Annotated in this window: 10 protein-coding genes; 3 read left to right on the forward strand and 7 right to left on the reverse strand. The window is 38.2% G+C overall.

The window, feature by feature from the left end; all coding sequences use genetic code 11:
- Positions 1-3 precede the first annotated feature (3 nt).
- Positions 4-342 carry a putative DNA-binding protein gene (locus tag IGJ03_RS06800; RefSeq protein ID WP_002357429.1) on the reverse strand — a complete coding sequence of 113 codons (339 nt, stop codon included), beginning with the start codon at positions 340-342 and terminating at the stop codon, positions 4-6.
- An 83-nt stretch (positions 343-425) separates the two neighbouring features.
- Positions 426-890, reverse strand: a complete 465-nt coding sequence (locus IGJ03_RS06805; protein WP_002374733.1) for a DUF523 domain-containing protein — start codon at positions 888-890, stop codon at positions 426-428.
- Positions 891-1,052: 162 nt separating this feature from the next.
- On the opposite strand from IGJ03_RS06805, the gene IGJ03_RS06810 reads away from it, so the two are divergent.
- Entirely contained in the window at positions 1,053-1,763 is a 711-nt protein-coding gene (locus tag IGJ03_RS06810; RefSeq protein WP_002357427.1) for a response regulator transcription factor, read from the forward strand.
- The gene (gene pnpS, locus IGJ03_RS06815) at positions 1,760-3,535 is read left to right on the forward strand and encodes a two-component system histidine kinase PnpS (RefSeq protein WP_010818400.1); all 1,776 of its coding nucleotides are present in this window, start codon (positions 1,760-1,762) and stop codon (positions 3,533-3,535) included. The genes IGJ03_RS06810 and pnpS overlap by 4 nt, the downstream gene beginning before the upstream one ends.
- Before the next feature lie 40 nt (positions 3,536-3,575).
- On the opposite strand, the gene IGJ03_RS06820 is transcribed toward pnpS, so the two are convergent.
- From IGJ03_RS06820 to IGJ03_RS06835, 4 genes are all read right to left on the reverse strand, one after another.
- Complete coding sequence (locus IGJ03_RS06820; protein WP_002374731.1) at positions 3,576-4,466, reverse strand: phosphate ABC transporter substrate-binding protein PstS family protein; 891 nt, start codon at positions 4,464-4,466, stop codon at positions 3,576-3,578.
- Positions 4,467-4,576: 110 nt separating this feature from the next.
- The gene (locus IGJ03_RS06825; RefSeq protein WP_375804640.1) at positions 4,577-5,755 is read right to left on the reverse strand and encodes a pyridoxal phosphate-dependent aminotransferase; all 1,179 of its coding nucleotides are present in this window, start codon (positions 5,753-5,755) and stop codon (positions 4,577-4,579) included.
- A gap of 161 nt (positions 5,756-5,916) precedes the next feature.
- Positions 5,917-8,607: an alpha-mannosidase gene (locus tag IGJ03_RS06830; RefSeq protein WP_086317913.1), complete on the reverse strand. Its 2,691-nt coding sequence runs from the start codon at positions 8,605-8,607 to the stop codon at positions 5,917-5,919.
- 11 nt (positions 8,608-8,618) lie between these two features.
- Positions 8,619-9,908 (reverse strand): glycoside hydrolase family 125 protein, encoded by a 1,290-nt coding sequence (locus tag IGJ03_RS06835; protein WP_002357422.1) that lies wholly within the window; start codon positions 9,906-9,908, stop codon positions 8,619-8,621.
- Positions 9,909-10,064: 156 nt separating this feature from the next.
- Here IGJ03_RS06835 and IGJ03_RS06840 point away from each other — a divergent pair, with 156 nt between their 5' ends.
- A complete protein-coding gene (locus IGJ03_RS06840; protein WP_002381851.1) occupies positions 10,065-11,111 on the forward strand; it encodes a GntR family transcriptional regulator in 1,047 nt (348 codons plus the stop codon).
- A gap of 48 nt (positions 11,112-11,159) precedes the next feature.
- Here the strand turns inward: IGJ03_RS06840 and IGJ03_RS06845 are convergent, their stop codons facing one another.
- Entirely contained in the window at positions 11,160-12,089 is a 930-nt protein-coding gene (locus tag IGJ03_RS06845) for a LysR family transcriptional regulator (RefSeq protein WP_002361904.1), read from the reverse strand.
- Positions 12,090-12,101: the final 12 nt, after the last annotated feature.

Below are 12,101 nucleotides of genomic sequence, written 5' to 3' on the forward strand. Positions count from 1 at the left end.
GTTTCATTCCTCTATTTCTTGAATTTGTTCAATATATTTTTTGATTTCACTATCTTTGGGATAAGTTTCTTGAACATACTGCTGTAGTTGTTCAAGATATTCTTTCCGTACAACATAGTTTGAATAAAGATGTAACTTTTTTTCATATTCTTCTAAAATTTTTTCGGTTCGTTTAATGTTATCATAAACCGCTTGGCGACTAACCTCATATTCTTCCGCAATTTCTCCTAAAGAAAAGTCATCAGCATAGTAAAGCTCCATATAATTCATCTGCTTTTCCGTTAATAATGTCGAATAAAATTCAAATAACGCATTCATGCGGTTTGTTTTTTCCATTTCCATGAGCCGTGCTCCCATCTTCAATCCCTTATAGGTTACCGATTTCATAGGGAATAGTCAATCTTTTTTTACTAAGTTTTTACCTTTTAAAAAGAAATGTCCGCAAGTTGCCATGTTTCTTCAGAATAAACGGTCATTCCTTGTTGAATAAAATAAGCAGTTGCCACCCCAACTCCAGCTTTTTTAATGCCAGAAAATTGTCCATCATAAATCAGCTGGCTGCCACAGCTGGGACTTTTTTCTTTCAAAATCAAGGTTGTAATTTGTTGAGTTTTTAATTTTTGATACGCGCGTTGTGCCCCTGCTTTAAATGCCTCAGTCACATCTTCCCCGTTATCCGTATATACATAAGCAGTATTCGCCCAAACATCAAAGCCATCCCCGCCAATGATTTCTGCTGGCGGACGTGGAATGGGCAACTCTCCTAAAACTTCGGGACAAACCATTATTGCTTTTCCATTAGTTACAAGTTGTTTTAACGCTTCTTGTTCTTGAGATTTTCCATCGTAACGGCAACAAATCCCACCTAAGCAACTACTAATACCAATCATTTGCTTCTCCTCATTTCATTTCTCTATTATACCATGAGTTGACTTTTCTCAAAAGTAGCATTCTCGCTTACTTTAAAGTACGTTCTTCCTCTAAAAATATGTTAAACTAACAATAGTGAAATATACACTTATTTTCAGAAATTTCTTGAAGGAGTTATGTAAATGAAAAAAGTTCTTGTCGTCGATGATGAACCATCGATTTTAACTTTGTTAACCTTTAATTTGGAAAAAGAAGGCTATCAGGTGACTACTTCCGAAGATGGTAAAAACGGCTTCGAATTAGCTTTGTCTAATCAATATGATTTTATAATTTTAGATGTAATGCTTCCTGGTATGGATGGCTTAGAAATTACCAAGGCACTTCGTCGAGAAAAAATTGACACGCCTATTTTGATTTTAACTGCCAAAGATGAACAAGTAGATAAAATCATCGGCTTAGAAATTGGGGCGGATGATTATTTAACAAAACCTTTTAGTCCCAGAGAAGTCCTAGCACGCATGAAAGCTATTTTCCGTCGTTTAAAACCTACCACGACCGAAACGCTTCAAGAGGACACACCTAAAGCTCCGCTTGTGATTGGCGAGATTCGTGTGGATGAACAAAATTATGAAGTCTTTGTGCGCAATCAGCCCATTGAGCTAACACCGAAAGAATTTGAATTACTCGTTTACTTCATGAAACGCAAAGATCGGGTCATCAATCGGGAAACCTTGTTGGAACGAATTTGGCAATATGACTTCGCTGGACAAAGTCGCATCGTCGATGTCCACATTAGTCATTTACGTGATAAAATCGAGCCCGATCCCAAACGGCCCGTTTACTTAGTAACTGTCCGTGGCTTTGGCTACCGTTTTCAGGAGCCAAAACGATGAAAAAGAGACTGCGGATTGAATATTTTTTAGTTGCGGCAGTCATGCTTTTATTATTTGTCGGGAGTATTGCAGCGACCAATTTTTTCTTTCAAAAAGAAATGGTTGCTCAGCAAGAAACCTATTTAAGAAGAAAAAATACCCTTTTAACAGACCAGTTGCCCCCTTCCGTTTTCGAAAAAGGGCAACTGACAAACCAACAACAACTCCTTGTCACCCATGCGTTAGATGATGCAGAAGAACGGGTAACTTTGTTGCAAAAAAATGGTACCGTCTTTTTTGACAGCAGCCAAAATGAACCGCTAGAGTCGCACAAAAAACGACCTGAAATCGCTGCGGTTCTATCAGGAGCTACCTATGGTTCAGCTTTACGAAAGAGTAAAACGTTAAATAAAGAACTTCTGTACGTTGCCACGCCTGTTTTAAAATCAGGAGAAATCGTTGGCATTATTCGGATTTCGGAACAAACCGCGCTATTTTCTAAAAATATCCAATCTTTTCGTCGCTATATTATCTTTACATTTGGCATCTTGTTCCTGCTAATTACCTTGTTTATCTTTTTATTGTTACGGCAAAAAAATCAACCGCTAGTGACTGTCTTACCGATTCTGAAACGAATGCTTAAACATCCAGATGAAAATCGATCCATTATCCAGCAATCTTCTGAATGGAATGAACTTTACGAAACTATTAACCTACTGAGTCAACAAGTAAGTCAAACGTATAAAGCGTATACGTCTGCGGATGAGCAATTTCACGAACTTTTAGATGAGCTGATGATTGGTGTCTTTATCATTGATACGCAAGGACGGCTTCGTCTGTTGAACCCTAAAATGCAGGAAATGTTAGGACTCTCTGCTAAAAATATGCAAAGCAATTATCTTGAAGTGATTCAAGACGCCGATTTGATTCATTTAATCCATCAAGTCGTCGCTGAAAAAAACAGCTTACATCAAGAAATCACTGTGACACAGGGACCAACACCTTTACGATTAGATCTTTCTCTTCGTTACTTGGATGATCAAAGCGCCAATGATTATCAAGTGTTAGGAATTGCCTATGATTTAACGCGCGTTCGCCAACTAGAAAAAATGCAAAAAGATTTTGTATCAAACGTGTCTCATGAACTAAAAACGCCTGTCACTTCTCTTTTAGGCTTTACCGAGACACTCATAGACGGTGCCAAAGAAGATCCGGAAGTCCTTGATCAATTTTTGCACATCATGCAAAAAGATGCCCAGCGTCTGCAACAATTAATTCAAGAAATTTTAGAACTTTCTCGGGGCAGCGCAACAATTCCTTATGCAGAACAAGAAATTACTTTAGAAAAATTTATTACAGAAATTCTCGGTTCTTATCAGCAACAATTGGCAGCAAAACAGCTTAAAACAGTCGTTCATGGTCTGCCAGAGAGCCAGTTTTTCACCAAATACGAATTGTTTTATCCAATCGTGAAGAATCTAATTGAAAATGCCATTCAGTATTCCCAAGAAAATGGTCAGATTACTATTTCTTATGCTATTGAAAATCAGCAATTACGTTTATCTGTTCAAGATACTGGCATTGGCATTAGTCAAAAAGACCAAGAACGGATCTTTGAACGGTTCTATCGTGTCGATAAAGCACGTAGCCGTCATTCTGGTGGCACCGGTCTAGGTCTAGCTATTGTCCAAAATTACACAGAATTATTAGGCGGTAAAATCGCCATTGATAGTCACTTAGGCTTAGGGACCACTTTTACAATCACCTTGCCTTTAACAAAAAAAGAAGCCTAAAAAAACTCAGCCAATCCTGTTTATTGGCTGAGTTTTTTGTTTATTTTTCAGTTACTTTTCCATTTACATCACGTTCTACTTGCATATCTGTGATGGCTAAATAACCTAAGTCTTTGACAATTGTTTTTTGAACATCATCGGTGACCATATAGTCTAAGAAGGCTTTTACATCTTTATTAGGCTCCCCTTTTGTATACATATGTTCATAAGACCAGATTTTCCATGAATTGTCTTTCACGTGTTCTTCTTTTGGTTCAACACCATCAATGCTTAAGGCAACAGTGGAATCATCCATATAAGAAAAAGCTAAATAGCTGATTGCTCCTGGTGTTTGTTCAACAATTTTACGAACTGTTCCCGAAGAATCTTGTTCTTGTGATTGAACTGGTTTAGCTCCATCTAAGCCCCATTTTTCAAATGTTGCTCGGGTGCCACTTCCGTTTGCGCGGTTTATTACGACGATTTCTTGATCTTTGCCGCCCACTTCTTTCCAGTTTTTGACTTTGCCAGTAAAGACATCAATCAATTGTTGCTTCGTTAAATTCTTCACGCCGACTTCTTTGTTGACCACTGGTCCCATACCAACCACGGCCACCCGATGATCAACTAATTTAGAGGCATCCACGCCATCTTTCTCTTCGGCAAACACATCGGAATTTCCAATGGTCACTGCGCCATCTGCAACTTGCGAAAGTCCTGTTCCGCTGCCGCCACCTTGGACAGAAACTGTATAATTAGGATGTTCTTGTGTAAATTGATCTTTCGCAGCATCTACTAACGGTTGTAAAGCGGTGGAACCAACAGCGACAATTTTAACTGGTTTGTTACTATCCGCTTCGCTGGATTTTTCAGTTGTGCCTCCTTGAGCTCCACACCCAGTTAATAATAACCCTAGACTCAGCATAGTTGCTGCAATTACACGTTTTTTCATCTTTGCACTTCCTTTTCAATTAGTTACAAGTTTAGTCTACCAAGACTCTGTTAATTCTGTTTCAATTAAATGTAAATAAAAGGTAAAGTTGTGTAAAGAATCTATAAAGGCTAGTACGTTACGCGTTGTGTCGCCATGTAATGTGCAATTCGTTCCATGGCCGTTGTTAATTTATCCATATCGGACGCATAACTAATTCGGACGTATCCTTCTGCTTCTGGGCCAAAAGAAATACCTGGAATCAACGCTACTGCTTCTTTTTGTGCTAAATCAATACAAAATTTCATAGAATCTTGTTCATAACCAGTAGGAATCTTAGCAAAAATATAAAAGGCGCCATTTGGACGCGCAACCTCAAACCCCAATTGAGTCATCTGTTCATAAACAAAATCGCGCCGTTTCCGATACTCTTCTTTCATAATTTCAGCATCATGCATTCCTTTGATTAAGGCACGAACAGCCGCTTTTTGAGACACAGTTGCAGCCGCAGTAACTAAATACTGATGAACTTTAATGATCTCCGCTGTTAAAATCGCTGGTGCAAAAATAAAGCCAATCCGCCAGCCTGTCATGGCATGTGATTTCGACAAACCGTTAATTAAAATCGTTTGGTCACGTAACATTTCAGCAATCGAAACATGACTCTCATCATAAGTTAACTCACTATAAATTTCATCGCTAATCACAAAAATGTCGTATTTTTTTAGAACATCAGCAATTGCTTGCAACTCTTGGCGGTTATAAGTGACACCAGTTGGGTTGCTAGGATAATTTAAAATAATTGCTTTGACTTGTTCCCCATGCTCGGCCATTGCCGCTTCAATCATTTCAGGGGTCAAGACAAAATCGTTGTCTCGTGTATCCAAATATACCGGCTCCGCCCCCGCCAATGTAATAATTGGTTCATACCCTGGGTAAATAGGTGCTGGCAATAGCACTTTGTCACCTTGTTCTAAAATTGCTAATAACGAAGCTGAAATCGCTTCTGTTGCTCCAACTGTTACTAAAATTTCTGTCGCAGGCTGGTAAGTCAAATGGTACTTTTCTTTCATAAAATAAGCGGCTGCTTCACGAACATCTAACAAACCAGACATCCCTGTATAATGAGAAAAATTCGCATCAATTGCTTCTTTGGCTGCTTTTTTGACATGCTCAGGTGTGTTAAAATCCGGCTCTCCTAGCGTTAATTTTAAAATACCTTCAATTCCTGAGACTTGTTCGTCAAATTGACGAATTAAAGAAACAGCAATTTTATTTACTTGACGATTAAAACGATTGGTTAAATCCATTTAGCTTCACTCCTTCAGTTGACGTTATAGTAGCACAAATTGACCGTAAAATGAATGATTTTCTCATTGTTTCGCTAGATTTTTATTATAAATATCTCAAAAAAACGACAGAGAAGAAAATAGGAGAACTTTGTCCTTTTCAACAAAGTTCTCCTATTTATTTATTTTTCGAAACGCCATGTCCGAATTTCAAACGGACGTAATGGTGTATCAACTTCTATCGCTGGTGTCAACGGTTCTTCTAATACATTTGTTAAACAAGTCGCTGGTTGTGTCTCTTTGTGAAGTTCACAAGGAATATTTTGCGCTGTTAGATTAAAGCCACGAACGACTAAATGATTCGTTTGCTCTTGACGTTTAACGGCTGTCCAACCAATCGGTCCTTCTGCCGTTGTCAAATAAACATGGTTCGGTGCTAGTTTACCTTCATGACGCGCAGTAGTAGCTGCAGTAAAAGGAATTTGTGCACTATAGGCTTGTTGATACGTAGCAAAGCGTTCTTCTGGTTTTCCATGCAATGACAAACCATATTTAAAGGTATATTCTCCTTGGCATTGTGCTTCTGGTGTCGCAAAATAGCCCCAATCACCTAGTTCGCCAACACAACGAATTAATGTGACAGCAATGGTTCCATCTGCTAAGACTTCATACTCATTTAAGCCTTCATTGAAGATAGTCACGCCTTTGTTTTGGTCATGAACATTCACAAACGCTTGTTGGTGCTGCGGGTTTGTTGGATTTTCCCATGTGTCGCTTACTTGATTTGGTCGTGTCACGACTTCATAAATACTATCCGCTTCATGTGTTTCTGTGACCATGCCAGTTGGGAAAAGCACGCGTAAACGATGATCTTTGATTTGATTATTAATGGTTGTTTCAAAGAACAATTGGTTACTTTCTTTGATCATTGTAACCACTGTCGTTATTTCGAACGGGCGAAGCGTCGTTGAACGTTGTGCTTGGCGTTCTCTAAACTCACGAACAGCCTTTTGTTCTTCTTCTAATCGTTCATCTGCTGAAACTGGTAACATGACGGTTTGTTTAATTTGATAACTTGCTTTTACAGGGGAATTTTCTTTATTCGTAATTTCAGCCATTACATTTTCGGTTGTAATTCCTTGGTCTTCGGTCGGTTTGAAAAAGATATATTCATTCCCAATGTCGCCAGTATCTTCAAATGTTAACAATTTTGAAAATGTTTCTCCTGTTTTTTTGTCAGCAATGGTTAAGCTACCATTGTTTTCAATTTTCACTTGAATAAATTCGTTTTCCATTTCATTTGTTGCTGGTTGAGCCAAAAGACTTCCTTCAAAAGCTTTCGTTTCTCCTTGAATCAATGCAAAGCTATCCCAAGAGAATGGCGCCATTTCTTTGACAGATAATTCGACCGTTAAGTATTTGGCCATGTACGGTTGACGGAAAGCATCTTTAGGTAAATCGTAACCAAAACGAACATCTTCTTTGACAATACGGCTTGCAACGGCTTTTCCAGTTGGATCAATCACTTGATAATCTGGGGTGGCTTTTTGTTTTAATTCATGATAAAGATCTTCAGGTTTTCCTGTATAAAATGGCAATCGTTCAATCTCCACTTCCACAGTGACAACCTCCGTTTTCTGATAGCCACTAGTATTAAATAAAACAAACGGGTGCGCTTTTTCTGGGAAAACACTTGTATCAATTGCTTCTGTTAATTGTCGTGTTGCTTCATCTGCTAAGAAATGCCCGACATCATTGGCATTTTCAAAGCGAGTCATCATGCCTCGGTGAACCTCGTCGACAGAACAGCCACAAATACTATCGTGCGGATGGTTTTGAAGCAATGTTTTCCAAGCATAATCAAATTGGTCATGTGGGTAGTCGCCAGTTACTTCGTAAGCCATTGCTGCTAAAGGTTCTGCGATATTTTCTAATTGGCGTTGGACTTTTGTGTTCCACTGTTTTAAATAGACGCGAGCAGAAGAAGTATTGGCTAATGTGTACCAGCCATCCGTTTCTTGACTCGTTAATTCACCTGTTACTGTTCCTAAATCTTCTGGTAACTCCTCTTGAACAGCTTTCAAATAGTCATCGAAATTGGAATGAATAAATTCATATTCTGGGAATAGTTCATTGGCTAAAGCGATGGCCTTAGTAATATCTCTTTGTACCGGTTGGTGGTCGACCCCATTCATCATCAATAAATGGTTTGTGGAAGCGTAACGTTCCACATCAGCCAATTTTTGTTTCCAAAAAGCGATTGCCGCTTCTTTTTCTGAAGGAATTTCGTTCCCATTACTATACCAGTTAGCAAAAAGCAAGCCGAAAATTTTCGTTTGATCAGGACCTTCCCACCACATTTCAGAATATTGTGAGCTATAGTCGCTTTCTAAGACTTGGTTATCAAAGCCAATCGGTTTCACCCCGCGTCCAAAGGCAGCCGCAGGCAGATTTGCTAATTGCATCATTTGAGGCGTTTGACCCATATTCCCAAATGTATCCGGGAAGTAACCTAATTGAACTGGTGCTCCCCATTTTTGACTTTCTAAATGCCCAATCAGCATGTTTCGAACATTGGATTCAGAGCTAATTAAAAAGTCATCTTGTAAAATATAAAATGGTCCGATTTTTAGTTTGCCTGCTTGGACAGCTTTTTTTACGGCTTCTTTTTTCTCTGGGCGAACTTGTAAATAGTCGTCTAAGATAATCGTTTGTCCATCTAAATGGAAACTGTTAAACTCTGGATCATTTTCAATTAAATCTAATACATTATCCACTAATTCAATTAAGCGCATATGATGTTCTTCATAAGGAAGATACCATTCACGATCCCAATGACTATGGGAAACAATATAGACTTTTTTCTTTGTCATCACTTTTCCTCCTATTTTTCCACTCGGATGTCAAAATAATCCATAACTAATTCACAAAACATCATATTAGCCCATGAAAACCATTCTCTTGTATAATTTTCAGGATTATCTACGTCAAAACCTTCATGCATCAAATGAGTCCCCGCATCTGTGGCAACTAATAAATCTAAAATTCGTTCTTTTTCTGCTTTATCTTTGGTTGTCATTCCTTCCATTGCTAAAGCAATCGGCCACACGTAATTTTCTGGTGTATGCGAGCTACCAATCCCTTTCGCGTATTTGCCTTCATAGAAGTAAGGATTTTCTTTACTTAATAAGGTTTGACGCGTTGTTAAATATTGTTCATCCTCTGTTGAACAATAGCCAAGATATGGAGCTGCTACTAAATTGGGAACATTACTGTCATCCATCACGCTTGCATTGCCTAAGCCATCCACTTCATACGCGTAAATCGTTTCGTTATTTTGATTTTTTGTTCGTCCAAATGTTTGGATGCCTTCTTCAATCTCTTCTTGTAATTTTTTAGCAATCGCCACAATCGTAGCATCTTCTAAAACATCAGAGAAAATTTCTTGAATATAGCCTAAAATTACGACTGCAAACATATTAGAAGGAACTAAGTAACCATATTGGCAGGCATCATCACTAGGACGGAAGCCTGACCATGTCATCCCTGTTTTGCCAACTGGTGTTCCTTTCCCTGCTTCAACCAACGTATCTTCTTGACGCCACGTATCTCGTTCAAATAAATAAGGTGACTGTGCGTGATCTTGTTCTGTTGTGAAAACGTTGAGAATTTTTTTGACGCCTTCCACAAAATCTGAATTAAATTGTTCGGTCATCCCAGTATTTTTATAAAGTAAATAGGCTAATTGGACCGGGTAACATAATGAATCAATTTCATATTTCCGTTCCCAAATCCAGCCATTCATTTCTGTCTTATCAGTTTGATGGCCTGCATGATTATCTGTTTCATTAAACGCATTGGCATAAGGATCAATGCAAATATAACGAAACTGGCGCTTAACCAACCCAGCAATCATTTGAGCAAGGTCTTCGTCTTCTTTCGCAATCACTAAATAGGGACGAACTTGCGCTGTTGAGTCTCTCAACCACATTGCTGGAATATCGCCTGTTAATAAAAAGGTAGTACCATCTTCTTGACGTTTCACTGTTGTTAGTAAAGTATTGGCAAAGGCCGCCTGAAAGTTTTTTGCCCAATCTTGATGTGCTTCACCGCATTTTTCTGTAATTGTCTCCATAAATGTTGCTACGGATTTTGGAACTTCTGTATAAACCATTCTCGTCACCTCTTAAATTTGATATATCATTTTACAATTGAATTATAGCGTTTTCATTTCGCTTTGTCTAGTGATTTCAATCATTTTTTTCATTTTAAAACCAATTAATTTATGGTAAACTATAAATAAGATATATCTTATTGTGAGGTGAAATGAATGAAGCAACCATTATATCAACAAATTATTGATTATTTACAAAATGAAATTGATTCAGGGCGATTGCCTGTTGGAGCGCAAGTGCCTACCGAAAAAGAATTATCGGCTCAGTTTAACGTCAGTAGAATTACGTCCAAACGAGCGCTAACTGAGTTGGAAACGCAAGGCGTAATCCAACGTCACCAAGGAAAAGGAAGTTTTGTTCAAGCACCAAAGCATCCTCTTCATACCTCTTTAAATAAAGTTCTTTTTTTATTGCCTTTTGCAGACGATTTATCAGTAGGAAATTTCTATAGCGGTTTGGCCCCTACTATTCAAGCAGCTGGTTTAGAAGTCTTTATGACCTCGCCTAATTTTTTGAGAGAGAAAAATGCTGCGGACATTGTGAATGAGTTTGCCGGGCTTGTCTATTATGCTGCTACTAGTAATGACTATCTCGACTTACTGTTCGAGTTGGCTTTGATGAATTTTCCAGTCGTTGTCTTGGATAAAAAGATCCATGATTTGCCTTTTGCAACCATTCAATCAGACAACTTTGCTGGTGGTAAAACAGCAACCGAACGCTTAATTGGCTTAGGACATACAAAAATTGGATATATCCTTTCAGGAAGTCCAGCCCTACAATCCGTTCGGCAACGTTATTTAGGTTATCTCCAAGCTTTAAAAGAAGCCAATCTGGCATTTCATACAGCAATCACGGAAACCAATCTCTTAGATGAACACAACTTTAAACATTATTTTGAGGCGCACCAACTCACAGCCGTGGTCTGCGATAATGACTTCAGCGCGTTACATTGTTTACGAAACTGTAAAAACCTAGGTATTCATGTGCCAAAAGAATTATCGATTATTGGTTTTGACGATATTCAAGCAGCAGCATTTGTCGAACCGCCATTAACAACCATGGCACAAGACTTTAAAGAAATGGGAAAACTAGCTGGCGAAGTGTTATTACAAACGATGCAACAAGACCTTCAAATCATAGAAGACATTCAAGTGCCTGTCACATTAATTGAAAGAGAAACCATTTCTACTGTTTCAAAATGAGCCAAAAAAGAAGGAACTATCAGTCAAATCACTGATAGTTCCTTCTTTTTATTCCTTAGTGCTAAACGTTTTGGTATCTACCTCTTTTTTAAACAACGCTTTTAATTCTTTGATAAAGTAGCGACCAATCGGACTGATTTCCCGATTTTTGGGAAAGAGTAAACAAATACGATTTTCCAAGGCTGGCGCCAATGGTACTAACCGAATTTCTTTCTTCGTAAAACCCGTTACGACTCCTGAACCAGAAGCATAAGCATTAGTTTCTACCAACAAATTCATCAAGGTTCCACGATCTGTAGTATGAATGACCGATTCCTGTTCAGGAATTTCAACTAAATCTTCAGAAAAATAGGAAAAATTGCTTCCTTCTTGATTAAAGCGAACTTGTGGATAGGGAACTAATTCCTCTAAATGAATTTCTTTTTGCTTGGCTAAAGGATGATGATTTCCTAAAAAAATGTGTGTATTAAAAGTACTAATTACCTCGTAGGCTAGATTAGCTTGTTCTAAATACCGTTCAATACTGACACTATTTTGTTCATTTAAATAAATAATCCCCAGCTCACTGTGAAATCCTTTGACATCTTCAATTACTTTTAAGGTCGTGGTTTCAAAGACACGAAAATCTTTATATTGATCCCCATACTTTTTAAGAACTTTGGCAATTACCTCACCTAAAAAATCATAATGTTGCGAAGAGATGGAGAATCGTTCGCTGGTCACTGTCTCGCGATAGCGATTTTCCAATAACTCCATTTGAACTAAAACTTTCTCTGCTTGTTCTAAAAAAACCATTCCTTCTTCTGTTAAAAAAGCGCCCTTATTGGTACGTAAAAAGAGGGAAATCCCTAGTTCTTCTTCTAATTCCCGAATACTATTTGACAAGCTAGGTTGTGTAATAAATAGCTTTTTGGCTGCTTCCCGAAAACTCCCATTGTTAGCTATGGCAGCAACATACTTCATTTGTTGAATATTCAACCCTTTTTCCTC

It is taken from the genome of Enterococcus sp. DIV1315a, from assembly GCF_051712325.1.
Taxonomy (GTDB): domain Bacteria; phylum Bacillota; class Bacilli; order Lactobacillales; family Enterococcaceae; genus Enterococcus; species Enterococcus faecalis.